General features: G+C 37.7%; 22 protein-coding genes and 1 riboswitch. Of the genes, 7 read left to right on the forward strand and 15 right to left on the reverse strand.

Translation table 11 applies throughout. The features are described 5' to 3' along the window. Nucleotides 1-108: 108 nt before the first annotated feature. The 3 genes from ACIQXW_RS18435 to ACIQXW_RS18445 form a co-directional block, all read right to left on the reverse strand. A complete protein-coding gene (locus ACIQXW_RS18435; protein ID WP_024362220.1) occupies nucleotides 109-771 on the reverse strand; it encodes a potassium channel family protein in 663 nt (220 codons plus the stop codon). Nucleotides 772-1,052: 281 nt separating this feature from the next. Beyond that, nucleotides 1,053-1,505: a TlpA family protein disulfide reductase gene (locus ACIQXW_RS18440; RefSeq protein WP_340826099.1), complete on the reverse strand. Its 453-nt coding sequence runs from the start codon at nucleotides 1,503-1,505 to the stop codon at nucleotides 1,053-1,055. Between the two features lie 234 nt (nucleotides 1,506-1,739). Then, a complete protein-coding gene (locus ACIQXW_RS18445) occupies nucleotides 1,740-2,282 on the reverse strand; it encodes a peroxiredoxin (protein ID WP_401009626.1) in 543 nt (180 codons plus the stop codon). Between the two features lie 404 nt (nucleotides 2,283-2,686). On the opposite strand from ACIQXW_RS18445, the gene ACIQXW_RS18450 reads away from it, so the two are divergent. The 7 genes from ACIQXW_RS18450 to thiW all read left to right on the forward strand — a co-directional run bounded on the left by ACIQXW_RS18450 (nucleotide 2,687) and on the right by thiW (nucleotide 9,489). Continuing rightward, on the forward strand, nucleotides 2,687-3,229 hold the full coding sequence (locus ACIQXW_RS18450; protein WP_340826103.1) for a helix-turn-helix domain-containing protein: 543 nt from the start codon (nucleotides 2,687-2,689) through the stop codon (nucleotides 3,227-3,229). Nucleotides 3,230-3,246: 17 nt separating this feature from the next. After that, a complete protein-coding gene (locus ACIQXW_RS18455; protein WP_340826105.1) occupies nucleotides 3,247-4,353 on the forward strand; it encodes an ABC transporter ATP-binding protein in 1,107 nt (368 codons plus the stop codon). Beyond that, entirely contained in the window at nucleotides 4,343-5,152 is an 810-nt protein-coding gene (locus ACIQXW_RS18460) for an ABC transporter permease (protein WP_401009628.1), read from the forward strand. The genes ACIQXW_RS18455 and ACIQXW_RS18460 overlap by 11 nt, the downstream gene beginning before the upstream one ends. Further along, nucleotides 5,149-5,946 carry an ABC transporter permease gene (locus ACIQXW_RS18465; RefSeq protein WP_402764540.1) on the forward strand — a complete coding sequence of 266 codons (798 nt, stop codon included), beginning with the start codon at nucleotides 5,149-5,151 and terminating at the stop codon, nucleotides 5,944-5,946. The genes ACIQXW_RS18460 and ACIQXW_RS18465 overlap by 4 nt, the downstream gene beginning before the upstream one ends. Then, nucleotides 5,943-7,016 (forward strand): ABC transporter substrate-binding protein, encoded by a 1,074-nt coding sequence (locus tag ACIQXW_RS18470; RefSeq protein WP_340826112.1) that lies wholly within the window; start codon nucleotides 5,943-5,945, stop codon nucleotides 7,014-7,016. The genes ACIQXW_RS18465 and ACIQXW_RS18470 overlap by 4 nt, the downstream gene beginning before the upstream one ends. A gap of 401 nt (nucleotides 7,017-7,417) precedes the next feature. Then, on the forward strand, nucleotides 7,418-8,614 hold the full coding sequence (locus ACIQXW_RS18475; protein WP_401021397.1) for an MFS transporter: 1,197 nt from the start codon (nucleotides 7,418-7,420) through the stop codon (nucleotides 8,612-8,614). A gap of 55 nt (nucleotides 8,615-8,669) precedes the next feature. Further along, a riboswitch (TPP riboswitch) is annotated at nucleotides 8,670-8,777 on the forward strand. A 220-nt stretch (nucleotides 8,778-8,997) separates the two neighbouring features. After that, complete coding sequence (gene thiW, locus ACIQXW_RS18480; protein ID WP_402764545.1) at nucleotides 8,998-9,489, forward strand: energy coupling factor transporter S component ThiW; 492 nt, start codon at nucleotides 8,998-9,000, stop codon at nucleotides 9,487-9,489. A 59-nt stretch (nucleotides 9,490-9,548) separates the two neighbouring features. Here the strand turns inward: thiW and ACIQXW_RS18485 are convergent, their stop codons facing one another. The 12 genes from ACIQXW_RS18485 to ACIQXW_RS18540 form a co-directional block, all read right to left on the reverse strand. Further along, on the reverse strand, nucleotides 9,549-12,146 hold the full coding sequence (locus ACIQXW_RS18485) for a VWA domain-containing protein (protein ID WP_402764547.1): 2,598 nt from the start codon (nucleotides 12,144-12,146) through the stop codon (nucleotides 9,549-9,551). Next, nucleotides 12,130-13,875 carry a vWA domain-containing protein gene (locus ACIQXW_RS18490; protein WP_402764550.1) on the reverse strand — a complete coding sequence of 582 codons (1,746 nt, stop codon included), beginning with the start codon at nucleotides 13,873-13,875 and terminating at the stop codon, nucleotides 12,130-12,132. The genes ACIQXW_RS18485 and ACIQXW_RS18490 overlap by 17 nt, the downstream gene beginning before the upstream one ends. Before the next feature lie 11 nt (nucleotides 13,876-13,886). Further along, nucleotides 13,887-14,759 (reverse strand): DUF58 domain-containing protein, encoded by an 873-nt coding sequence (locus tag ACIQXW_RS18495; RefSeq protein WP_340826120.1) that lies wholly within the window; start codon nucleotides 14,757-14,759, stop codon nucleotides 13,887-13,889. Beyond that, nucleotides 14,756-15,751, reverse strand: a complete 996-nt coding sequence (locus tag ACIQXW_RS18500) for an AAA family ATPase (RefSeq protein WP_340826121.1) — start codon at nucleotides 15,749-15,751, stop codon at nucleotides 14,756-14,758. The genes ACIQXW_RS18495 and ACIQXW_RS18500 overlap by 4 nt, the downstream gene beginning before the upstream one ends. Before the next feature lie 11 nt (nucleotides 15,752-15,762). Beyond that, complete coding sequence (locus tag ACIQXW_RS18505) at nucleotides 15,763-17,205, reverse strand: hypothetical protein (protein ID WP_402764553.1); 1,443 nt, start codon at nucleotides 17,203-17,205, stop codon at nucleotides 15,763-15,765. Nucleotides 17,206-17,217: 12 nt separating this feature from the next. Further along, nucleotides 17,218-18,063, reverse strand: coding sequence for an ABC transporter permease (locus tag ACIQXW_RS18510; protein ID WP_340826125.1), 846 nt, complete (start codon nucleotides 18,061-18,063; stop codon nucleotides 17,218-17,220). After that, nucleotides 18,060-18,995, reverse strand: coding sequence for an ABC transporter ATP-binding protein (locus ACIQXW_RS18515; protein WP_340826126.1), 936 nt, complete (start codon nucleotides 18,993-18,995; stop codon nucleotides 18,060-18,062). The genes ACIQXW_RS18510 and ACIQXW_RS18515 overlap by 4 nt, the downstream gene beginning before the upstream one ends. Beyond that, nucleotides 18,995-21,385, reverse strand: coding sequence for a hypothetical protein (locus ACIQXW_RS18520; RefSeq protein WP_402764558.1), 2,391 nt, complete (start codon nucleotides 21,383-21,385; stop codon nucleotides 18,995-18,997). The genes ACIQXW_RS18515 and ACIQXW_RS18520 overlap by 1 nt, the downstream gene beginning before the upstream one ends. 420 nt (nucleotides 21,386-21,805) lie before the next feature. After that, a complete protein-coding gene (locus ACIQXW_RS18525; RefSeq protein ID WP_340826530.1) occupies nucleotides 21,806-22,693 on the reverse strand; it encodes a transcriptional regulator CcpC in 888 nt (295 codons plus the stop codon). 67 nt (nucleotides 22,694-22,760) lie between these two features. Next, nucleotides 22,761-23,204 (reverse strand): cyclic-di-AMP-binding protein CbpB, encoded by a 444-nt coding sequence (gene cbpB / locus ACIQXW_RS18530; protein WP_340826130.1) that lies wholly within the window; start codon nucleotides 23,202-23,204, stop codon nucleotides 22,761-22,763. Nucleotides 23,205-23,553: 349 nt separating this feature from the next. After that, nucleotides 23,554-24,777: an MFS transporter gene (locus tag ACIQXW_RS18535; RefSeq protein WP_402764561.1), complete on the reverse strand. Its 1,224-nt coding sequence runs from the start codon at nucleotides 24,775-24,777 to the stop codon at nucleotides 23,554-23,556. An 11-nt stretch (nucleotides 24,778-24,788) separates the two neighbouring features. After that, the gene (locus ACIQXW_RS18540) at nucleotides 24,789-25,433 is read right to left on the reverse strand and encodes a DUF2268 domain-containing putative Zn-dependent protease (RefSeq protein WP_402764564.1); all 645 of its coding nucleotides are present in this window, start codon (nucleotides 25,431-25,433) and stop codon (nucleotides 24,789-24,791) included. Between the last annotated feature and the right edge of the window lie 75 nt (nucleotides 25,434-25,508).

Below are 25,508 nucleotides of genomic sequence, written 5' to 3' on the forward strand. Positions count from 1 at the left end.
TACCCTTTTAGGGATTATGCATATTAAATATAACTGCCGTTGATTTCGGATGCAGGCGGATGTTTTCGCACAGCACAACGTGAAATTGTTTGAGTGCCTGGCACCCATTTATTCTTTCATCGCTTTTTTCACAAAACGATTTATATCTACATCTGCACCTATAAGAAGCATAATATCCCCTAGTAAGATTTTGTCACTCGCTTGTGGGGAAACAATAATATCCGATCCTCGCTTTATCCCTACAATGTTAATGCCATATTTTGCTCGAATATCTAAATCCATAATCGAGTAGCCTGCAATGGCATCATTTGCTTTTAGCTCCATGATTGAGTGTTCATCTGAAAGCTCTAAATAATCGAGTACCGTATTAGACAGCATATTATTGGCAATACGAATACCCATATCACGCTCAGGATGCACAACAAAATCTGCCCCAATTTTTCTTAACACTTTTTCATGATAATCATTTTGAGCCTTTACTGTAATTTGCTGAACACCTATTTCTTTTAAAATAATTGTCGTTAAAATACTAGCCTGAATATCTTCGCCTATCGCGACAATAACATGTTCAAAATTACGAATGCCTAATGAATTTAATACCGATTCATCTGTTGAATCTGCAATAACGGCCTGAGTAGCAATCGCAGCAAATTCATCCACCCGTTCAGATGAATGATCTATCGCCATAACTTGCGCTCCTTGACTCATTAGTTCACGAACAATGCTTCCCCCAAAACGTCCAAGTCCAATGACAGCAAATTCTTTTTTCATCATTAAAAATCCCTCCGAAAACTACAATTACTTTATTTTAACTTATATTTACTCATATGTATCGTCAAAACAGGATACGATTCCCCATTTTATATATTCTATCTATAACTTTCGACATTCTATCATACAACTACTAATTATTTACGCTTCAGCTTAACTTTTTTTGAACTTGCTCGAAAAGTCCCTCTTACCATTCGCCAGTTCCTACATACTAGAAGGTCTGTTACAGCAAGATAAAAAAAGACGAGGATTTGAACATCCTCGTCTTTCAAATATTAAAATTATGCGTTACGCATTTCATCAAGAACTCGATTTACACGCTTTTCTAGCATCTTCATGCCGCTTCCACCAGCTTGCATATGACGAAGCTGACCATCTTTATCGAAAACAAAGTACGCAGGAACGTATTGATTTTCAAATGCATCTGTTAGCTTCATTTCACTATCAACAAAAATTGGTTGCGTAATATCATGCTCTGCCGCAACAGCTTTAATTGTCTCTAAATCAGTATCTGCTTCCGAACGAGGCATATGCACAGCGATAACATTTAGTTCATCTTTATATTGATCACGGAAATTATTCACATCTGGCATAGCTTCTTTACATAAATGACAGCTAACTGACCAGAAGTGGATTAACGTTGGTTTTTCGCCAACTAGCTCTGCTTTTGTTACTTCACCATTTAACCACGTTGTTGCGCCTACAAGTTCAGGCATTTGTTCACGAAGTTTCATAAAAAAATCCTCCCTAGAAAAAAATATCCCCACAAGCGTATCGTGGGGACCCATTATTTATTTTATGCATCAATCACGTCTTGGCGTAATTGCGTCCAGATTTTTTTCGAGCACGCTCGAAAATCACCTCATAAAATCTGTGACATCCGCTTCATTCAGTTGGGGTGAACCCCCACTGAATTAGCTAACATTCATCCCGTACTTATATAGGTAGTGGACTTTTGCTAAATCAAATTAAAGTGTTGCTTGACCTGGGCGCCAGTTTGCTGGGCAAAGACCACCAGTTTGTAAAGCTTGTAGTACACGTAAAGTTTCATCTACATCACGGCCAATGTTATTATCAAATACTGTTTGATATTTTAGTTCGCCTTCTGGATTAATAATAAATAAGCCACGTAGTGCGATACCTTCTTCTTCAATTAAAACACCATATTCTTTCGAAATAGCATGGTTAGTATCTGCTGCTAATGGATATTTTAAATCGCCAAGCCCGTTTTGAGTGCGATCTGTGTTAATCCAAGCTAAGTGTGTGTGGATTGTATCAGTTGATACACCGATTACTTCTGCATCTAAGTCTTCAAACTCGTCATAACGATCGCTCATTGCAGTAATTTCTGTTGGACATACAAAAGTGAAGTCCATTGGGTAGAAGAATAATACAGTCCATTTGTCTTGTGCTTTAATTTCTTCTAAAGATACTTTACCAAAAGATTTGTCTGCAAGTACTGCTTCCATTGTGAAATCTGGGGCTTGTTTACCTACCATGCGTTCTGCCATTATAAATCCCTCCGAATAATATGTAGTTTTATATTCTATTCGCACATGCGAACCGTCTTCTACGATAGCAAAGAAAGCACAGTTTTTCAACGAAGTTCACTTCGCCACGCTAATCGTCGCATATGCATTGACAAATATTTGTCAAATACCCAAAAAATAATTATGTCTACAAATTAGTTATTTGCTAATTTCCGCAAATTTATTCTGGAAAAATCCAAAAATATGCACGAAAATTTATATGCATTTTTTCTATAAATTTCTTGTACTTTTTTTCATCTAAAACGATTGCAAATTTTTTATTATTATGTATAATAGTAATGTTTTTAGTAAACTAAAAGTTTCGTTAAAGTAAACTTCATTTTCTAAAAGTTTATGATTGCTAAACTTCTTCTAGGAGGGAAAGGATGCAAATTGGAGGAAAAATTAAAGCACTTCGTTTGAAAAAAGGTCTTACCCAAGAAGAGCTTGGAGAACGTACTGATTTAAGTAAAGGCTATATTTCACAACTGGAGCGAGATTTGAATTCGCCTTCTATTGAAACGCTTTTTTCATTATTAGAAGTTTTAGGATCGACGCCTAAGGAATTTTTTGATGATGATGCACCAGAACAAAAAGTTGTCTACACTGAGGAAGATCAATCGACCTATACAGATGAAGAAAAAAAATATGAAATTCAATGGCTCATTCCTACTTCAAATGAGAAAGAAATGGAGCCCATCTTTTTGACACTTGCTGCTGATGGAGAATTTAAACAATTCGAACCATCTCTATCAGAAACGTTTATTTATATTGTCAAAGGGCGTATTCGTCTCGTTTTAGGGAATGAACAATATATAGCTAGTGAAGGTAATGCGCTCTATTTTGACGCATCCGATCATCATCAAATTTTTAATGCACATGACGATGAGACAAAAATTTTACTCGTCGCAACTGATTCTTATTTATAGCTTAAGGAGGCGCTTCAATGACAACAAATTCAATTATCCGCTTTGAAAATGTTTCAAAATCATATAGTGACGGTACAGTCGTCCTACAAAATATTAACTTAGAGCTTGAAAAAGGTAAGTTTTATACGTTACTTGGTCCTTCTGGTTGCGGTAAAACAACTATTTTACGTATTATAGCTGGTTTCACAGAACCTACTACAGGTGATGTATTCTTCCACGATAAAAAAATTAATACTGTTCCAGCAAATGAACGCCAAGTTAACACAGTATTTCAAGATTATGCGTTATTTCCACATTTAAACGTTTTTGAAAACGTGGCATTTGGACTACGCATTAAAAAGCTTCCTGAAAGCAACATTAAAGAACGTGTGTCAGAAGCGCTTAAATTTGTCAATTTAGCAGGTTACGGCAATCGTGAAATTTCTGAAATGTCAGGTGGGCAACGTCAACGAGTGGCAATCGCTCGTGCCATTGTGAATGATCCAGAGGTAATTTTACTTGATGAGCCTCTTTCTGCACTAGACTTAAAACTTCGTACTGAAATGCAGTATGAACTACGTGAATTACAACAAAGACTTGGTAAAACTTTTGTATTTGTTACACATGACCAAGAGGAAGCTCTAGCCATGAGTGATGAAATATTCGTACTGAGTGAAGGTCAAATTCAACAATCAGGTACGCCAGTAGATATTTATGATGAACCAATTAACCGTTTTGTTGCCGACTTTATCGGAGAATCAAACATTGTTAACGGTGTTATGATAGAAGATTTTACAGTTGAATTTGCTGGTAAAGTGTTTGAGTGTGTTGACCAAGGGATGAAACCAAATGAGAAAATCGATATTGTCATACGGCCAGAGGATTTAGAAATTACAACAGTCGACAAAGGAAAATTAATTGTTAAGGTAGATACACAATTATTCCGTGGTGTACATTATGAGCTTTCCACATATGACAAGGCAGGTAATGAGTGGCTTGTACATTCATTGAAAAAAGCTGAAGTAGGGGCAGAAATAGGATTAGACTTTGATCCAGAAGCCATTCATGTAATGCGCTTAAATGAAACTGAGGAAGAGTTCGATAAACGTCTAGAATCCTATGGAGATGACGAAGATGCAAACTAAAACTTCGAAATCAGCGTTATTTCCATATGTTTTATGGATTGCACTTTTTGTTATTGCGCCGATTGCTCTCGTTGTTTACTACTCCCTACTAGATTTACATGGCAATTTTACGCTTAATAACTACAAAGCATTTTTCTCTTCTGTCTATTTAAAAATGACACTTAGTTCGTTTTGGTATGCGTTTTTAATAACATTCTTTACACTGCTTATTTCATACCCAACAGCTTATTTTTTAACAAAAACAAAGCACAAGCAGCTATGGCTGTTGCTCATTATTATTCCGTCTTGGATTAATTTATTGTTAAAAACATACGCATTTATAGGGATTTTTGGTTTATATGGTCCGATTAACGCAGCGATTGAAGTATTCGGCTTTGATCCGAAGCAAATGCTATTCACAGATATTAGCTTTGTCTTTGTATCTGTTTATATTTTTATACCATTTATGATTTTACCAATTTTCAACTCATTGGATCGTCTAAATCCAACGCTTATATACGCAGCCCGCGACCTAGGTGCATCTGCTTTTACAACGTTCCGTCGCGTCGTATTACCATTGACGATGGATGGCGTTAAATCAGGGATTCAAGTTGTATTTATTCCAGCTTTATCACTATTCATGATTACTCGCTTAATTGCAGGGAATCGTGTCATTACTCTGGGTACAGCAATTGAACAGCAATTCCTTGTGACGCAAAACTGGGGCATGGGTTCAACGATTGCCGTATTTTTAATTTTATTCATGGTGATTATTATGCTTATTACAGGTCAAAAGGATAAAGGAGGTCGCGTACGATGAGCAAACTCTCAACATCTGCAAAAGTGTATTTAGCGATTGTTTTTATCGTCCTGTATGCACCTATACTTTACTTAGTCTTTTACTCATTCAATAGTGGGGATTCCATGACTAACTTCCAATCCTTTACATTGGACCATTACAAGGCAGTTTTCGAGGATTCAAGACTACTCGTTATTTTAATTAATACGGTAATTGTTGCACTGCTTTCAGCCCTTATCTCGACAATTATTGGCACATTAGGAGCAATTGGTATTGTTACGGTAAAAGATTCGAAAATGCGCAATACCCTACTTTCTTTAAATAATGTGTTAATCGTTAGTCCAGATGTTATTATCGGCGCAAGCTTTTTAATATTATTTACAATGGTTGGCATTAAACTAGGCTTTGCTTCGGTATTATTAGCCCATGTAGCGTTTAGTGTTCCTATTGTAGTACTTATGGTTTTACCGAAATTGCTAGAGATGAATAAGTCGTTAATTGATGCAGCTTTAGATCTTGGCGCTTCAAAAAAAGATGTCATGATGCGCGTTATTTTACCGTATATCCAGCCTGGTATTTTTGCAGGTTTCTTTCTCGCTTTAACTTATTCATTGGATGACTTTGCCGTAACATTTTTCGTAACAGGAAATGGCTTTAGTACATTATCTGTTGAAATTTACTCGATGGCTCGTGCAGGTATTTCTTTAACGGTTAACGCAATTTCTGGTTTAGTATTCTTCGTAACTATATTAGTTGTAGTCGGCTATTATTTCTTTACTAGCCGTACAAGTAAAAGAACGGGGGGACAACAATGAAATCTTTAATTCAAGCTACTATCGCTATTCTTGTCGTTTCCGCCCTTTTAATGTACGCTGCTGACGCAATGAGTGCGAACGGTGGTAAAAGTGGTAAAGATACATTAACGATTTTTAACTGGGGAGAATATATCGACCCTGATTTGCTAAAGCAATTCGAAAAAGAAACGGGTATCCATGTTATTTACGAAACATTTGACTCCAATGAGGCAATGATGACGAAAATTAAACAAGGTGGTACGGCTTACGATATTGCAGTGCCATCTGAATATATGATTGAAAAAATGAAGGAAGAAAACTTACTACTTCCGTTAGATAAAACGAAAATACCTAATTTTAAAAATATCGATCCGTATTTTCTCGATTTACCATTTGATGATAACAATGAATACTCTGTTCCTTATTTCTGGGGCACAGTAGGTATTGTCTATAATCCAGATTTGGTCGGTGACTTAGATTTCTCTTCTTGGGAAGATTTATGGGACCCATCGTTAAAACGTAAAGTCTTTTTAGTAGATGGTGCACGTGAAGTTATTGGCATGGGCTTAAATAGTCTTGGTCATTCCCTTAACTCGTTAGATGACCATGAGTTACGTCAGGCTACAAATAAACTAATTACACTCGCACCAAACGTTAAAGCAATCATCGGTGATGAAATTACACCTTTAATGATTAATAACGAAGCGGCTGTCGCTCTCACATGGTCTGGTCAAGCAGCAGATATGTTATTTGAAAATGAAGACTTAGACTTTGCTGTTCCAGAAGAAGGCTCAAACTTATGGTTTGACAATATGGTTATCCCGAAAACTTCAAAAAATGTTGATGGTGCACATGCTTTTATTAACTTTATGTTGAAAGCGGAATCTGGTGCGCAAAACGCTGATTATGTAGGCTATTCTACACCTAATATTGCAGCGATGAACTTAATGGATAAAGAAGTTGTAACTGATGAGCGCTTCTACCCTTCCGAGGAGCAACGCAAAAAATTAGAAGTATATAAAAACCTTGGTCCAGAATATTTAGGCAAATACAATGAATTGTTTTTAGAATTTAAAATGAGTATTCGATAAATACTAAAGAGAAAAAACAATATTTTTCTCTCTCAAAGAGTCGACAAAAGGCATCAAAAGTTTAAATACTTGGTGTCTTTTGTCATTTTTTCTTTTGATAGTTCTAATAGAGAATTTCACTTCCGATATGTTCAGTTAATTGGAGCGGAGGGCGGCGACTCCTGCGGGAACGCACAACACGTAAGACGCAACAGGCTGCGCGCCAGCGAGGGTTGCGGCTTACAGTATACCCGTGGAAAGCGACCGCCCGTAGCGGAAATCAACGGTATTATTCATAGGAAAAAACAATATCTCTGTTCCAATCACCAGGTCATTCATCTACGACTATAATCCAATAGCCAAGCAATATTTCTTTATGATAGACTGGAGTAATGTTTCAATAGAAAAAAGGGGGGTATTCGATGACCCAGCAGAAGTCTAACAAGGCGGCTTTGTATATTTTAATGTTTAATATGTTTATCGCAATGGGGAGTATCGGAATTATTATTCCTGTTATGCCAAAGTACTTACATATATTTGGTGCAGCAGGACAAGTTCTTGGCATGTTAATTGCAACGTTCGCCTTTGCACAATTCATTTTTTCTCCAATTGCTGGGAATCTTTCGGATCGATATGGTCGAAAAAATTTGATTATTTTTGGTCTGATTGTAACTGGTATTGGGCAAATTTCGTTCGGGCTATCTACAGACGTATGGATGCTTTTTGTTGCTCGATTCTTAGGAGGTTTAGGTTCTGCCTTTGTAGCACCTCCAATTATGGCGTTTGTAGCAGATATCACAACGTATGAAGAACGAGGTAAAGGAATGGGCATGTTAGGTGCCGCTATGTCTCTTGGTTTTATGATTGGACCAGGTATTGGTGGATTCCTATCTAAAGTTAGTTTGCATTTCCCATTTTTCATGGCTGGAGGAGCTGCTATTATTGCCTCTATCCTTTCATTGTTGTTATTACCTTCTACAAAACCAAGTGCAGCTCAGAAAGCACAAAAGCAAGACAATCTCGTAAGACAGATGGCACGTTCAGTCCAAATGCCATACTTTGTTATGTTGGTAATTATGCTAGTGTTCTCGTTCGGCATCGCCAATTTCCAAACGACATTATCATTATTTGTGACAGACAAATTTAACTACACACCTACCGATATTGCGATCATTTTAACTGTCGGTGGCGCATTTGGTGTTGTTGTGCAAATGTTCATCATAACACCACTCTTTAAACGCTTTGGGGAAATGAAAGTTGTATTAGTCAATTTATTTATTGCTGCTGTAGCTATTTTCCTAATATTATTTGTTTCTGGCTTCGCACTTATTTTAGTTGTCGCAACGATTTTCTCAACGGCAACAACACTTATTCGCCCAGCCGTCAACACACTGATTTCTAAACTTGCTGGTAATGAACAAGGTTTAGCCGCTGGACTTACCAATGCCTATATGAGTCTTGGAAATATGATTGGTCCTGCACTTGCGGGTCTTTTATTCGATTGGAATATGAACAGCCCGTATATATTTGGGGCAATTATTTTAATGACATGCTTCTTACTAGCGCTTATTTGGACATTGAAAAAGGCGCCGCATCTTATGCAGCCTGATGCAAATTAGTCTATTGACAATTATTTGTAATATGGTACATTTATTATCGAAAAATTAAATCGTTTAATACCACTAGGGGAGTCTTTACAAGGCTGAGACGTATATGCTCATATACGGACCCTTTGAACCTGATCTAGTTCACACTAGCGGAGGGAAGTGGCGACGCTTGCTTTCGTGTAATGTAAAATGCAAGGCCGCTTCCTTTCGTGACAAGGAAGCGGCTTTTTTGTATTCATTAGACAGTGCTATCGGCGATTTTGCGAGGTCTACCGGCGATTTGTCCGGTTTTATCGGCGATTTCGGAAGTTCTATCGGCGATTTCTCACATTTTACCGGCGGTTCACTGGGTTCTATCGGCGATTCATCGCACAAAACTAAAAGGAGTATCTATCATGTCTATTCGAAAACTAACTACGATGGCTTTATTAGTAGCTATTGCAGTAGCAGGCTCTATTTTTGTCTCCATTCCAACTGGCATTGCACGTGCTTATCCTGTACAACATGCGATCAACGTCATCTGTGCCATTCTATTAGGTCCTATGCCTTCCATCGTCGTTGCTATAGTTACATCATTAATTCGTATCTTAACAGGCACAGGCTCTCTTTTAGCGATTCCTGGTAGCGTCATCGGTGCTGCATGTGCAGCCTTTGCTTATAAATACAGTCGCAACAACTGGCTAGCTGGTATTGGTGAAGTATTTGGCACTGGTATCCTTGCCTCATTAGTCGCTGTACCATATGCGCAGTTATTAATGGGAACGTCCGTAGGAGCATTATTTTTTATGCCTGCATTTTTTACATCTAGTTTAATTGGGGCATTTCTTGGTATTATGATTGCTAGCAGTCTAAAGAAAAACGCATCGCATATTCTTATTACGAAGTAGCTATGTTTATAAAAAAAACGATAGCACACGCTTTTAGCAATGTGCTATCGTTTTTTTAATTAAGAGCGTTTTTTCATCCCTTTTAATAACTGTGCAACGTTTGTGTCTTCCGACTGTACAGTTGCTTCTTCTACAGACTTTTCTTTTTGTTTATGCCTTGTTATGAAGCTCCAGCCAAAGCGTCGAATCGTAATATCTACGAAGAATAATAGCATCCCCGTTAATAATAACCATGTTGCAATATTTTGGCGCTCTGCTCCTTTGTTAGTGAACTTACGGAACACATCTTGTGGTTCTTTCAAGACAGAGCCACCTGTTTGCTTCGTTAGTTGCTCGACAAGTGTTTCATTCACAGGACGTAATTCATATTCTGCACTGTACGGTACGCTTAGTCCAGCCTGATAAATCGCCTGTTCTTCGTCAGCAATACGGAAAAAAATCAACCCTGGTTTAGCTTGGACAACTGCACGTACTTGCGAAGCAGAAATCGTTTCAAGCTGCAAATCAAGCTCCTCGCCAGATTCATCAACAGCGACAATATCTAAAAAGGCAGCTTCATTTGTCGGGTCCGTAATGATAAATGAGCCATCTGTATCAAGACGTACATCATAGGCTACATCATTATAACTTGGTAGCATTTGCGAAATAATTGTTTGCCAAAATGATCCCCATCCTTGCCATCTTGCCCAGTCACCAGCCCATTTCCCTGTCGAATCTGATGTGAAAGCGAAAGTTTTACCAAGTCCATATTGCCATTGAGCCAATACAGGGTCTTCCTTCTCGCTTTCGGCAATCACAGCAGCTCCCTGCTTCGCTGTCGTACCAATATATGCATTCATTTGTGGCACACCATTTGCAAAGAGTGCATTCCATCCAGCTGCATTATAAATTGTAGGGTAAAATGGATTGTCTTCTATATAAGTACGGGAAATCATGGCTGTCTCACGTGATAAAATTGAAGGAATTGTTTGTTCATCAATGACATCATAGAAACGACCACTACCCATTTCACTTAATGACTGTAGTAAGTTGCCATCTGCATCTTGTCCAATCGCCACTGTAGAAAGTGTAATCCCTTGTTCCTTACCATTTTCAATTAAATCCTCATAATTGCCTGATTGCGACTGTCCATCAGTTAATAAAATAATATGCTTCCTCTGCAATTTTAAATCTGCCAAACTATCATATGCCGCTGCAAGTGAACTATATATTTCCGTACCACCACCTGGAGTTACCGATAAAATCGTATCGACTGCTTCCTCTTTATTACCAAGCGGTCCAGTTTCAATGATTTCCCAAGGTCGATCATCAAAGGCAATAAACCCAAGCGTATCCTCATCGCGTAACATTTCAACTGATCGTGCGGCCGCTTCTTTCGCTAGCTCTAATTTTGAGCCATACATACTTCCTGAACGGTCAAGTACGATGACAAGTCCTAGCGATGGCAATTGCTCTTTACCCTTTATCTCCATCTCAACAGGTAATAATGTTTCAATCGGCGTTTTAAAATAGCCACCCAAGCCGAAGCTATTTTCACCGCCGACCATTGTAAAGCCAACACCAAAGTTTTTGACTGCCTGCTCAATAACGCCCATCTTCGCTTCACCGACTAAGTGTCCAGGTACATTATCAAAAATAATAGCGTTATATTGCAAATAGCTAGAAAGTTCATTTGGTAAGCTTGCTGCATCTATCACATTATAGGAGATTGAATTCGCCCCTAGCGCTGCAGCAATTGGTGATGTCGTATCGTAGCCATTAACAATGAGTAAATGTGGCTCACTTTGCACCATTGTAATACTTGTTAATTTATTATTTTCAAAAATAGCATCTTGTCCAACTTGCACGTGTGCCTCATATTTTACAAGCCCCTCTGCAGTTGCCGTATGTTTATATGTGAAAACATTTGAACCTTGTGCAAGTTCTACAGACTCGCGATGAATGAGTTTGTCATTTTCGTACAGTAATAGTTCACCTTGTCCTGCAGCTGTAGCATTTACTTCCGTAACAAGCTGCTGCTGTTCACCTACGTAAGCTACTTGTGGTGTAACAAAGCTTTTTAGCGACACATCATTCGTCACACTTTGATGAAATGGAACGACATCTACACTAATATTGGAGCCCTTTAGCTTCGTTGCAAAATCTAGCGCGCTCCCTTGTGTCTCATTGGCATCAGTTAGTAAAACAAGTCTTGTTGCCTTTTTAGGATCGACAATACCTGTAGCAAGTTGAAGACTTTGCTCAATATTCGTTTGGTCTGTTCCTTTGACTTCAGTAAATTTGGGAACTTCCTTTAATGATTTCGATAAAATCGCTTCTGTTTGGAGAGTTGATGAAAAAGAGTAAATCCCTGCAAGTTGTTCATCCTTTTTCGATTTCAAACTTTCCTCTATAAAACTAGTCATTTCCGCTTCTGTGTTATTCATCGAAGCAGAACGGTCAACTAAATATAATACTTGCTCGTCCTTTACTGGTAATAAAATATAGGGCGCTGCGAGTGCAAAGACCAAACAACCGATTGCTATTACACGAATGCTCATTACAACAAGATGACTTTTTTTCAGGCGCATACGCTCTTGCCAATAAGTCCACCCAAAGTACATAAACAATGGCACTAATAACAATAAGGCTAATGGCGTATCAATTCGTAAATCCACGACGTCGTTGCACCTCCCACTCTGCTACAAGCAAACATAAAATAATGAGTATTAACCAAGGGACAAATGAAGCCTTTGATACTTCTTCTTTGCCATTTTGCTGAAGCTCTCCAAGCGTATAGCTCGTCCCTTCTTCTATCACACGTTCAGGTGCCTGTAGTTGCACGATAAGACGTTTTTCTTCACTACTTGAGCGAGCCGTGTAAATACCTGGCTGCATCGGTGCAGTTAATAAACCGTTAGTAATTGACGATAAAAATTCATCGTCCTGAGAATAGACACTCCAATCTCCTTGTGCTAACGCAACTGAACGTTGCTCATTTGGTGCGAAAATGCCAAGAGATCCTACTGATTCAGATAATTGTTGTTCCGCGCTCCATAAAAATAACGGGAATGAAGGATATAATGGCCAATCCGTATCTGCAATATCAGCTAGAACGATAATATCCCCTTGTGGTGATCGTTGAATAAATGGTTTATCACCTACTGTGGCAATTGTTTTATAGCCATCAAAAGCAGGATACAGAGCACTTACATAAATATCATTTAACTCACTAAATGCAAATAAAGCATCGCTCGTTGTTTTTACCTCACCATTAATTTCCTTTTTTTCAACATCATCACGTCCAATTAATACTAACGGTCTTTGTATTTTTTGAAGTAATGACGTTTGATTTGTTACGATGGTAGCATTTTGGTTATCCGCTAGTTGTAATGACGGTACAATCTTTACATTATTATTAATAGATTGAAAGCCCTTTTGAATAAGTTGATGCATGCTTTGGTCGACAACGATATTCGCTGTTGCAGTTTGAAGCACAACCGATTGTGTATTATCCACTGCATAATCATCTTTCACATCAATGTTCGCTGTTATAGTATCCATTAAAGGTAAATCTTTAAATGTTTTAGTCGTAGCTTCATTCGCTGATAAAGATATTTGCTCGTCCATTATCACTTCACCTTGATTATTTTGAAGTGTAATTGTCAGCTCATGCTCCTGGTTGGTATCGTTTTGTAGTTGCACTAACGCCATCGTAGATTTACCGTCTGTCGTTGCCGCAAAGCGTGTAATTGCAACATTTGTTAATCCCTTTTCAGCACCATATACGAGCCATTTCACTGAATCTTTCTCCATTGGCAATTGTTTTTTATCGAGTGAATCTGTAAAGACGTAAATCGATGTTTGCGTATCACCAACAAATGCTTGTGCAACGTCAAGCGCCTTATTCATTTGCGCAGTTTCATACGTTACATGTAAATCTTGTATCGCTTTTTCAATATTTTTCACATTAGTTTCCTGCTGTAGTACTGCTTGTGGCGTATTGCCCGTTGTTATTAATGTGACAGGTCGTCCGTCAAGTTGCTTCACTAATGATTGCATTTCTTTTTTATGTGCATCAAATGTAGATTGCTCTTTACCGGCTAGCATTGTAGCGGACGTATCAACGATAAAAATCGTCTGCGCACCCGCAATAGTGCTTTTTTTCACATACGGATTCATCAGTGCTAGCACTAATAGGAGCAATGCTAGCAATTGCAAATAGAGCAACGCATTTTTTTGTAAATGCTTTAAATATGGAGAAACCCGAGTTTCTTGCATAATTTCAGACCAAAAAAGTGTTGAGGACACCGTTTGATCGGTATATTTTTTTCGAAAGAAATAATATAGCAGGACAATGACCGGGATGATGGCCGTCCAGCTAAAAATAATTTGACTAAAGCCCAAAACGGCTCACCTCACCTAATCCAATGTGCTTTTAATAATTGCTGAAAGATTGCATGTTGCAACCCGTCCTCCACCTTGAGTTGCAGTTTACGCACGCCAAAGCGACGGCAAATGGTTTCAAACTCTTCTTCGTGAAGGCGACGTCTTGCCTCATACGTATTTAGTACTTTTGATGACATCGTGACATTTACATCACGCCCTGTTTCACGGTCGAGTAAACGCACATCTCCTGCATAATGAGGGGATAGCTCCTCCTCAGTAACGATTTGTAAAATGCGGACATCTCCTGCAAAACGGGGTAATCTTTTCAATAACTGCTCCCATTCCTCAATAGGTTCAAGCCCATCAGTCACGATGAATAGCACAGTACTATCCTTTGGTAAAGCCTTTAATGCTCCCTGTGCAAAGCCTGCTGTATAAGTTGCTTGTTCAATTTCTGTTACAACTTGCAAAAAGGCACGACGATACATTGCACCTTTACGACGAAACGGTGGCTTCACGTCATCCTGCACATAAGCAAACGATAAACGGTCATCACGCCCAAGTACCATTAATCCAAGTGAAGCAACGATTTGCCGCGCAAACGTCCATTTTGCTTGATCGCCCATTGATTTTGTTGCATCTAATAAAATATGCACTCTCATTTCTTGCTCATCTAAAAAACGTTTAATAAAATATTTATCGGTTCTTGCATAGACGTTCCAATCTACTTGTCGCACATCATCACCTAAATGATATTCGCGGAAATCAGAGAAATCGAGGGATGCCCCGAAGCGCTGCGAACGATGCGAGCCTTTATGCTGGCCGCGCATTTTGGAGGCAGTCGCCACTTGGAAACGACTTATTTTCGCTAACCAATCTTCGGGCAATATGTTTTTTGTCATCGACTTACGCCTTGCTGTACTTTTTCTAAAATAACGTCTATCACATCATCTGCTGTTTTACCTGAAGCCTCCCCTTCATAATTCAGCAGCATTCGGTGACGTAATACGGGCTTCGCCACTGACTTAATATCCCCAACAGACACATGAAAGCGTCCACTCATTAAAGCTCTAGCTTTCGCTAACTTAATTAAGCTTTGCAAGCCACGAGGTCCACTGCCATACATAACATAGTGCCTTACTTCATCGATAGTATCTGCGCTTTCAGGGTGTGTTGCCACAACAAGATCTGCTGCAAACTCAAGCATCTCATCAGCAATCATCACTTCCTTAACCATTTGCTGCGCCATAATTAGTCCATCTGTATCCAAAACTTTTTGTAAGCTTACTTCCTGCGCACCTGTTGTCCGCTTCATAATTTCCATAAGCTCACTTTTCTCTGGATATGGAACGAGAATTTTACAAAGGAAACGGTCCATTTGCGCCTCAGGCAACGGATATGTACCTTCCATTTCAATTGGGTTTTGTGTAGCTAGGACAAAAAATGGTTTTGCCATTTTCTTCGTATCCCCTAAAATCGTAACCGTTTTTTCCCCCATTGCTTCAAGCAAGGCACTTTGCGTTTTTGGTGTTGCACGGTTAATTTCATCTGCCAATACCATTTGACTAAAAATTGGCCCTGGCTGGAATGCAAACTGCTGTCTGCCATCTGCTGTGCGCTCAATCATGCTTGTTCCTGTAATATCAGCAGGCATTAAATCCGGCGTGAATTGAATACGTGAAAAAGATAAATCGAGCACTTCAGAGATTGTACGAATGAGCATCGTTTTCCCTAATCCAGGAAGCCCTTCTAACAGCGCATGACCGTCTGCAAGGACTGCATATAATGTGTAATCAATTGCTTCTTCTTGTCCAACAATAAAACGATGAATTTCATCTTTTACTTGTTGTAATTTCGTACCCATTTCGACATACTGTTGTTCTGTAAATGCCATGTTTTCTCCTCCTACTGCTGCTCAATAGTCGTGAAATATGATTGCACGACTTGTTGTAAATCCTTCGGCAATTGTAAACGCTCTGAGCTTTCTAAATAGCTGTCTTTATATGAGCCAATTACTTCTTCATACGGTCGGATAGAACCTTTCGTAATCGGTCCATTTCCTTGTTGCTCAGATACATGCGAACCGTCGCCTAATTGCCCGCCATCGACAGTCGTTTCATTAGATCCACCAATTCTAGGTGTAGTTAATAAGTTTCGGCTGCCTTGACCGCTCCCCGCACCATTTCCTAAACCAGAACCTGAGCCACTTCCTTGACCTTGACCTTGGCCTTGACCTTGACCCTGTCCTTGACCTTGACCCTGTCCCTGTCCTTGGCCCTGGCCTTGGCCTTGCTGGTTGCCTTGTGATTGCCCGTTGCCTGTTGCTTGCTGGGAACCATTTTGGGAATTATTTTGTCCTTGCTGTCCCGATTGCCCTTGTTGACTGCTCGGCTGTGCGTTACCTGAAGAATGTTGATTCGAGTTTGAATTGCTCTGCTGGTTATTATTTGTACTATTAGCACTAGCAATAGCATTTTGTAATGTATTGCTTGCTGGTTTCCCTAAATTGCTCATCGCAGTTTGTGTTGTATTCGCACTTTGTGTAAGCTGTTGCTGCATCTGAGCAAGCTCTTTCAACTGTGCGATTTCCTCTTTTGATAAAGCGTCATTGTTATTGTCTGCAGCGCCTTCTTTACTCGCAGTCTGCTTATCTTTTAATTGCTGTTCTTTTAGAGCTAATTCCTTCTGCTTTTTCACAACTTCACGTAATGCTTCTTCGGCAGTTTGTGTTTCTTTTAATGTATTTTGTAATTCCTTTAACTGCTCTTTCACTTCTTTTGTCTCTGCTTTTTTCTCTAACTTGGCAACTTCTTTTTTTATGTCCTCAATAACAGCCTTTTCTTTTTCAACTTCAATCGCTTCAATTTGTGTTGCCGCTGGGAACATATAAAGTACTGCTAATACGACAGCTGTCACAAAAAGGCCGACGAAGGCTTGAGTTCGAAACAAATTTTTCTTTCGAGCTTTAAATTCAGCAAAGGCTTTTTCCGACTTTTGGACAGCTTTTGCAAGTAAAGATTGCACGAGTGGATCTTTGTCATCTTTAAATGACAATGCTGTTACTAATTCATTATGAGCGAAGTAATAATCCAACGCATGCAATGCTTCCTTCTCTTTAACACGTCGCCACCACATTAAAACAACTGTAGCAAGTATGCCAATAATAAAGGTAGCAAGCGCAATTTGACGATAATATGGCCAAACAAACAATCTTGATACAAGGACGAGCAAAGCACTCGAAAGCAATGCTAAAAACAACCCGTACTGTGCAATTGGTAGACTTTTCTCAAATGTTAAACTGTTTTTTGCACGCTGAATAAATTTTCGTAATTGCTGTCGACGCTCCATGCTGTTTCCTCCTCATCGATTACTCTTCATATTGGCACGTAATTTTTTAATCGCAATCGATAAACTTAACACGATAATTAAAATATAAACTACTAAATAGGTAATCCATACTGGGAACTTCACTCCGCTAAGCTCGGTTAACGCGTCTCCCATAGATGGAGAAATAAGTGTAAGCATTAAAGCACCTGGATTAATAGATGCCCAAAAATATGTCATAAATGAAGAACTTGTTGCAATCGTATTGCCCATTTGATGGAATGCCATCGATAGGAAGAAGAAAAACGCCGTAATTCCACCTAAAAAAATGATTGAACCGTACGTAGCTATCATTGCGACAATTGTTTTCTTCGTGATAGTTGAAAACATAACACCAATACTGCCAATTGCAACAACTGTTAATAAGTAAAATAAAAAGATTGAAATAAGTTGTGAAGGTGATACCCCACCAAATAAAAATACTAAACTGTACAACGGTAGCCCCGCGATTAACATTAATACTAAAAACGCCACGGATGACAATAATTTACCAATGATAATTTGTGTTGAGCTTTGTGTAGTTGTTAGTAAAATATTTAACGTTTGCTTTTCTCGTTCACTACTAATTGCCCCAGCAGTTAAACTCGGTGTAATGAAAAGAACGAGTGCCATTTGTAAAATTGTCAGTACTGCAAACATCATAAAGCTTGTGTCGGGTCTGAAGAAGCCTTTGCCGGTAAATTCAGTCGTCAGCAGTAAAAAGCCTGCGATAAAAATACAAATCACTGCTAGATAAAACATTAAACCTGAAAAGCTTTTAAAAGAACGGAAGCGTAACTTCAATTCTTTTACAAGTACAGGGTTATAAAACCTTTCCATCATTGATTGTCCGCTCCCTTCGTAATCGCCATAAAGACATCCTCTAAATCTTTTTCTTCTTCACTCAATGCATAAATTGGTAAATCCGCAAGCATTGCCTTTTTCAGTAACATGATTTGTTCACTGTCCGTTCCACGGTAATTAAAGGCAATTTCCAATCGATTGTCCATCACATCTATTGAAGAAATAAGTGGATCTTCTTCCAAAAATGCACGTACTTCATTTAAACAATCCGAAACCTTAATGACAATGCGCTTTTCCCCTTGTAACTGAGCTTGAATAGTAGCAACATTGCCATGGGCAATCAGTTTACCATTATCAATAACGCCAATTTCATCGCACATTTCAGCTAGCTCTGGCAAAATATGCGAGGAAATTAAAATGGTTTTTCCCATGGATTTTAAATTTCGTAAAATATCACGCATTTCTACTCGCGCACGTGGATCTAATCCTGAAGCAGGTTCATCCAAGATTAATACCTTTGGATCATGGATGAGGGCTCTTGCTAAACATAGACGCTGCTTCATTCCTCGTGATAGTAAATCTACATATTCAAAACGTTTATTAGTTAAATTAACGAGCTCTAGTAACTGTGGTATCAGCACTTTACGGTCCTGCGTTCCAATGCCATAGCTCGCACCATAAAAGTCTAAATATTCATCTACCTTTAGTTGGTCGTATACACCGAAGAAATCTGGCATATAGCCTATTTGTTTACGCACTTCTTTTGGTTCCTTAATGACACTTTTTCCGTTAATCAATGCATCGCCTGAAGTTGGGGAAAGCAATGTTGCTAAAATCGAAAATGTTGTCGATTTCCCAGCACCATTGGCACCTACAAAACCAAACACTACCCCTTCCTCCAATGATAGATTTAAATGATCTAGTGCTATGAAGGAGCCATACTTTTTTGTTAAATCACGAATCTCAATCATTACTTCGCCACTCCTTTCAGCTCTATTTCAGGTAATTTTGTCTGCTCTCCAGTTTGATCTGGTCCAAATTTAATTTCCAAAAGCAGTTCACCCTTTTCATTGAAATACTGAGTAATATCTTTTGTAAACACCTGCTTTGTATCCACTAATGGCTCATAGGCATTCGTTGTATTATTCCAAATCGAAAGCTGCATACGTTTAACATCTTTATTAGAAATTGTGAGCTCATTTAAAGATTGAACGAAGCTCATAAAATTGTCTGGCATCTCTATCGATAATTCGTATAAGCCGTCTGACAAGTACCAAGTATTCAACTGTTCATCTATTTTATCAAAAAAGGCATTTGATGATTGTGGGCTCAAATTATATGAAAAGTTGTTGCGTTTCATCGTAAATGGACCGGACATTTCAACTTTTCCATCGAATGGCTGTACAAAATAAGAAATAGGCGACATCTTGACGCTTGTTTCAAGTTCTACGCCAACAATCGCTTGCTCTGCCCAAGCTGTAATGACTGGTTGTTTTTCATTTTCTACTAATTGAAGTGCCTGAGATTTCATGCGTTCAATACGTATTGGGTCAACCTCTTCCTTCGACTTTGGATTATCATAATTATAATTATTAAAGTTTGAAGGCTTTTGAAGAACCGTTGTTTTCATTTCTTTATCCACCGTTAGTGTGGCATTTGGTTCAATATCACCAAGCTTCACTTCTTTCGTGCCCGATATTACAGTGACATCCTTTAGAGCAAACGGGAAGTTATTTTTAACTGTTCCTGAAAGCTTTTCGTCTTTTAATGTAATATCAACATCCATTTTGCCAATATTTTGAGCTGCAGTTTTTCCTCCAAAAGATTGTACAGACCAATAGCTTAAATCACGTAATGTTAATGTCGAACCATTTGCGTGCTCCTTAATATACGATGATTCATGTAATGAACCCGCTGCACCGGAAAGATTATAGTTATTACGGAATGCTAGTGCAGTCGTAGCCTTATCTGCATTCACAACAAAATTACCACTTCGATTTGTTAAAATCGATTCAACATAATAGCCATTTACGCTACTATCTTCATTTACTTTAAAAAATGCCGATTGTTGTACTTGTGGCTGTACAATACGATCTTTTGCACCAAAAATAAATAGCGCAATCGATAGGACAACAGAAATAGCAGGAACTACCCACCAAGCATGCTCACGTTTATCCATTTTCTTTAGAACAAAGTAAAGGATTGGACCAATTACTAAAATATAAAGAATAATGACGATGAGCATATAAGTAACAGACACTTCAAATGATGGGAATAACTCATTAATACTACCTAGCTCATAAGAAAGCTGATCCATCGTTGATTGACCTTGCATCGTTGTTTGTTGAGACATTGTTTGAATATCTAGCATTTTCGCCGTTAATGCCGCATAACCATCCATCGATGCTAAAGGCTGATCTCCTAATGAAAACGTTGTTTGCACAATTTCTCCACTACCAACCTGTTTCTTAGCTGCTAGAATAATATTATTGTCCTTTAATACTGGGACACTTCCTTCATTTTCTGTTGCTGTATATACTTGTATTGCTTGTGTGAAAATACCGCCTCCAGATAATTTTGTTAAGCTATCTGCTGAGACACTTGTCATTTGTTGGGATAATGAAAGTGGTAAATAGTCTTTAAAAATGCCCGCTGTTGCATTGATTTGCTCAGCGCCTCCAAGTAATAATGTACCGCCATCTTGTACCCATTTTAATAATGCTTCCTGTTGTTTAGGTGATAAATCAGCAATGGCTATCTCATCTACTGCAATGATATTCGCCATCTCAAAGCCTTGTGCAACTTCAGGTAATGTATAATCCTTTAGTTGATTTAAATTAAAAATTTCAACACTATTTGATGGTACAAATTGTGATAATCGCAAATATGCCGATAATCGGTCACTTTTATCTGTTAGCGTATAAATAAATGTTGAATTTGCTTCTAAAAAATTAGCCTGCAAACGTTTTGTTCCTTTATAAGCGACCTTTTTTCCTTTTTCAATATCGCCCTCATAAAAGGCAAATAAATCGGCATCGGAATATCCATAGTCAGCTAAGCTGTCTAAATATAATGTAAATGTTTTTTCTTCACCAGCTGCTATATCGATTGGAACGACTAGTGCTGATGCAGCCTGATAAGAATTAAAGGTATTAATGGCCATATCTCCCGAAAAGTCAGCACCATTATTTTTTACCGTTACTTGCAATGGTGTAACTGATTGATATTTAGCCTTTCCTGAAATCCCTGCCTTAGCTTGTACCTCTAAAGTAGGTGCTGCGCTCGCCTCGGAGACAGGCAGAGCATAACCTACAACAAGCATTAATAATAGTATTAGTACTGTAATATTTACTTTTTTCAAAAGCTCAACCCCTTTTTCTTACTTTTAGATGATTACATAATTATACGTTTTATCGGGCATTTTGTTCCATTTCTTATGATATCTTCATGAATATTCATAAACTCTTAAGATTTAGGGAGAAATATAAATAGAGGTCGGGCCTATTTTTGCTACCCGTTGATGTCCGCTATGGCGGTTGCTTTCCGCGGCACACCGTAAGCCGCAACCCTCGCTAACGCGCGGAATGCCCGCGTCTTACGCTGCGTGCGTTCCATCAGGAGTCACCGCCTCCGCTACCATCAACTAATTGAATTTTATCTATGCCAAATGAAAGAATATACGTTCTCCTTCATAATAAGCACAGCAAAAAAGTGTTAGTTTGACCACAGTCAATCTAACACTTTTTCTCTTTTGTCCCAGCCTCTTTTAGCATTGGGATATTTACTTTGTATAGTCAAACAGACATCGCGCATGATCTTGCACGACTTCTACAAATGCCTCAACTTGTCGTAATTCAAAAGAAGACTCATAGCCAATTAACCATGTATCTCGCGTTAAACCGAATTCTTTTTCATCGTTTGTTAGTGCGATTTTATTAATATTATCATGCTCATTTAATGTGATTGACGGTAAGATAGCATAACCTATGCCATTTAACGCCATCTGCTTACATATTTCAATTTGGTCCACTAAAATTTGTCTTCTTGGATTTGAAGCAAAATGCTGTTGCCACCATTGCTGTATTTCCTGGTAATAATTCGAATCACTTTTGAATTGAATAAATGGGCGATCAGTCGTTAACACATCTTCAATCGTTTTTAATTCTTGGTCGACTAAGTATAGTGTGTCTCGGAAAAGATGAATCTTTTCTCCTTTCCAATCGACCTGACCACGCACAATTCCGACATGAGCCTCTCCTTCATATAAAGCTTTGACAATTTCTGAACTCCAGCCAGTCATAAGTGATATTTTAGCTTCTGGATATTTTGTCACAAAGTCCTTTAATATTTGGGGCAACCAGTTTTGCCCTACAATCGAAGCACAAGCAATTTTTAGTGTCCCATTAACTTTTGTCGTTAAGGATTGAATCATTTCAAAGATTTCTTCTTTTTTAGTGAGCATGTCTGTTGCATAGGCAATGACGTGCTCCCCTGCAGGTGTTGCTGTTAGTCCTTTTTGTGAACGAATAAAAAGCTGTGCACCCCAATCTTTTTCAATCGATTGCAACCGTTGTGAAAGTGCAGGCTGCGATAAAAACAACCGCTCCGCTGCCTTACGCATATTGCGTTCCTCAGCTAAAACTTTCAAAATTTCCGCTTCTGTTGCCATCAATTACCTAAACCTCCAATACAAGTAAAGGGGGACCTCATGATTTTCATCTGAGCTCCCTCTTACACTACTTTTCTTTTTGATAGATATATTTTTTCAACTGCTTTAAAATAACGCGTCTTGTTAAAATTCCTGTAAATGTACCATCTTCATCTATAACACATAAAAATGCATGGTTAATAACCAAATCTAAAGCGCGTTGGAATGTATCCGTCATCTTTAATACGGCTATATTTTTCTCCATTATTGTATCGACTTTAATATCTGGTAATTTTTCATATTCAATATGTTCGAGACCTAGAATGGATTCGGTAATCATTTTCATGCTCAGTAAACCTTGAAGTCGATATTTCATATCTAATACAGGTATTGATGAGTACCCCGTACGTGTTAGAACAAGGAGTGCATGCTCAGCACTATTACCAATTTGTACATGCGCGACCTTTTCGGATGAAATAATAAAATCACTAATTGGCATTGCTAATAAGTCTTTGCTGTTAGTTGAAATCATGAAATTCTTCTCCTTTTCTGTCCTTGCTTTGCAGAACAGGATCCTTCTCTTTTATCATATCACAATGTTTCCGAATATGACCACGACAAGGTCAAGAAGAGTTTTTTATAAACAATGCATATTATGGGCATTTCCCATTAACACCTTCTTCTGTTCAAAGCATATTAGGAGGAATATTTTTATATTCTCCTCATTTACATAGATAATGCATCTTCACTGTAATATCTATTTATGTATGTAATGCTAAAATATCTTTGATTCGTTTTAATACTCTTTCCATATACAAAATTCATCCTCAGCTTTATACAATGTATTCGCATATGGAAAGGACATTTTGTTGCCGTTATTTTTAATTGTCAGAATTGTTTGTGTGCCTGGCACTAAAAATAATAAAAAATACGATACCTGTTAGTATTTCAAGAGTACCACTTATGATGGGGACAAATCTGATACCTAAGCCTTCTATAATGATTCCAGTAAATAACGCACCAATTTGTATTGCAGCCAATGTAACGGTATTCCACAAGCCAAAGACTCTCCCCTGTAATGCTTCTGGAACCTGTGTCTGCATAATGTATCTTTCAAATGGGGCTAATATCGCTGCGCCGATTGAAAAGATAATTAGTGCAAGTATGCCTTCATATATACCATTAGTAAAACCGAAAAGTATCCATCCTAATCCAATCAATCCATAAATAAAGCTATATTTAATTTTATTGCTTAGCATAAATTTCTTCTGAGCTATTTTATACCCAACAATAATTGCAATTAAACCTTCAGCGCAATACAAAATGCTAATCCCATAATTTTGCATTTTATATATATTCGTAACATATTGCTGAAGCATTAAATTAAAGGTTCCAATAATTATTCCCATTGTTAATGCAGAAATTAATACGATCCCCACTAATTTATTTTGCTGAACAACTTTTAAACCCGTTATAAATTCTTCTTTAAAATTCTTTTCTGATTTTATTTTCTCACTATGCTTCCAGTTACATAAATAAATATTAACTGCTGATATTAAATATAGGAATGAGGCGATAATCCATGCTATCTCTAGAGGAAAAAACGAAATCACTAGTCCCCCGATTGAGGCTCCTGTAAGTCTTATAACACTTGTAATGGTATAGCTTAAAGAGTTAGCAATAACTAAATCTTCTCCATTGACGATATTTTTTACTACTTTTTGAGAGGCGATAGAAGAGAACGAATTTGATATTCCAATTATGAATCGAATAACAAAAAATAATACCCAAGATATGTTCATATCGAATTGTGGAATAAATATATAAACTAGAAATAATATTGCATTTAAAAAATCAGCAAAAACTATTAACTTCCTAATATTCACCCTATCTACAAAAACGCCAGTAAATAAGCTAAATAGAATAGGTGCAAGTCCACTTATTGACCATAATAATCCTAACTGTATCCCATTTTGTGTTATTTTATCTAATAGCACAAGCATCCCTATAAACGAAATCCATGATCCTAATCCAGTAAAAATTGAGGACATTTGTAATCTTTTAAAATCTGGATACTTTCTCCATATATACGAAATTGTATTCATTTTAATGTTAATCACCTATCTATACTAGTAGCGTTATAATAAATTTGATAAGGATTAAGTCGTATTAAATGTTCGAATTTTATTTGTGGCTCTTTCTTCCTAAAGTTATTAACAATGTAGTATCCCATCGAATAACCTAACCACAATGGGTATTCCAACGTATTACCATACATAAATTTTTGAATGTCATCCGCTTTCGTTAAAGAAAGCTTATGCTTAAAACGTTCTAGATACAGATTTATTTCATTGTTACTTAACGACGTTGCCCATTCCCCAACATAGTCTTTACCAAGAGCATCTTCCACAAATAATTCTGAACAACCCTCATCTATCATTACATCTAGTAAAGTTTTTGGTTCTTTCTTTTTGACGATTGTATTGCGAACAACATGCTGGTATTCATGGAAGGAAATACTTTGAATAAATTTTGAATCCACCCTTTTATCAACATTTAAATATATAAAAATATTTGATGTCCCATCTGTATGTGCTAAAATTCCGTTCATTTTTTCTAAATAAAATACATCCTTCGTAATTAACGGCAGAAGAAACACATTCGTAGGAACTTCCATTAATTGATTACTAGCTGACTTTATATAAGTCGCCACTTCATGTTCGATATTATCGTATAAGTTTTCCTTTTTATCATGCATCATTTGACTAAAACCAGTTTGTATTAATTGATTGATATCTAAAGCTGAGCTAAATATAACAAGTTTTTCTTTTACTTG

The sequence above is a fragment of the Lysinibacillus sp. NPDC097162 genome (genome assembly GCF_044762185.1).
Taxonomy (GTDB): domain Bacteria; phylum Bacillota; class Bacilli; order Bacillales_A; family Planococcaceae; genus Lysinibacillus.

Coding starts and splice junctions, on each gene's coding strand:
- ACIQXW_RS18435 (WP_024362220.1), bottom strand. CDS start 771: ATGAAAAAAGAATTTGCTGTCATTGGACTTGGACGTTTTGGGGGAAGC.
- ACIQXW_RS18440 (WP_340826099.1), bottom strand. CDS start 1,505: ATGAAACTTCGTGAACAAATGCCTGAACTTGTAGGCGCAACAACGTGG.
- ACIQXW_RS18445 (WP_401009626.1), bottom strand. CDS start 2,282: ATGGCAGAACGCATGGTAGGTAAACAAGCCCCAGATTTCACAATGGAA.
- ACIQXW_RS18450 (WP_340826103.1), top strand. CDS start 2,687: ATGCAAATTGGAGGAAAAATTAAAGCACTTCGTTTGAAAAAAGGTCTT.
- ACIQXW_RS18455 (WP_340826105.1), top strand. CDS start 3,247: ATGACAACAAATTCAATTATCCGCTTTGAAAATGTTTCAAAATCATAT.
- ACIQXW_RS18460 (WP_401009628.1), top strand. CDS start 4,343: ATGCAAACTAAAACTTCGAAATCAGCGTTATTTCCATATGTTTTATGG.
- ACIQXW_RS18465 (WP_402764540.1), top strand. CDS start 5,149: ATGAGCAAACTCTCAACATCTGCAAAAGTGTATTTAGCGATTGTTTTT.
- ACIQXW_RS18470 (WP_340826112.1), top strand. CDS start 5,943: ATGAAATCTTTAATTCAAGCTACTATCGCTATTCTTGTCGTTTCCGCC.
- ACIQXW_RS18475 (WP_401021397.1), top strand. CDS start 7,418: ATGACCCAGCAGAAGTCTAACAAGGCGGCTTTGTATATTTTAATGTTT.
- thiW (WP_402764545.1), top strand. CDS start 8,998: ATGTCTATTCGAAAACTAACTACGATGGCTTTATTAGTAGCTATTGCA.
- ACIQXW_RS18495 (WP_340826120.1), bottom strand. CDS start 14,759: ATGACAAAAAACATATTGCCCGAAGATTGGTTAGCGAAAATAAGTCGT.
- ACIQXW_RS18500 (WP_340826121.1), bottom strand. CDS start 15,751: ATGGCATTTACAGAACAACAGTATGTCGAAATGGGTACGAAATTACAA.
- ACIQXW_RS18505 (WP_402764553.1), bottom strand. CDS start 17,205: ATGGAGCGTCGACAGCAATTACGAAAATTTATTCAGCGTGCAAAAAAC.
- ACIQXW_RS18510 (WP_340826125.1), bottom strand. CDS start 18,063: ATGATGGAAAGGTTTTATAACCCTGTACTTGTAAAAGAATTGAAGTTA.
- ACIQXW_RS18515 (WP_340826126.1), bottom strand. CDS start 18,995: ATGATTGAGATTCGTGATTTAACAAAAAAGTATGGCTCCTTCATAGCA.
- ACIQXW_RS18525 (WP_340826530.1), bottom strand. CDS start 22,693: ATGGCAACAGAAGCGGAAATTTTGAAAGTTTTAGCTGAGGAACGCAAT.
- cbpB (WP_340826130.1), bottom strand. CDS start 23,204: ATGATTTCAACTAACAGCAAAGACTTATTAGCAATGCCAATTAGTGAT.
- ACIQXW_RS18535 (WP_402764561.1), bottom strand. CDS start 24,777: ATGAATACAATTTCGTATATATGGAGAAAGTATCCAGATTTTAAAAGA.
- ACIQXW_RS18540 (WP_402764564.1), bottom strand. CDS start 25,433: ATGATGCATGATAAAAAGGAAAACTTATACGATAATATCGAACATGAA.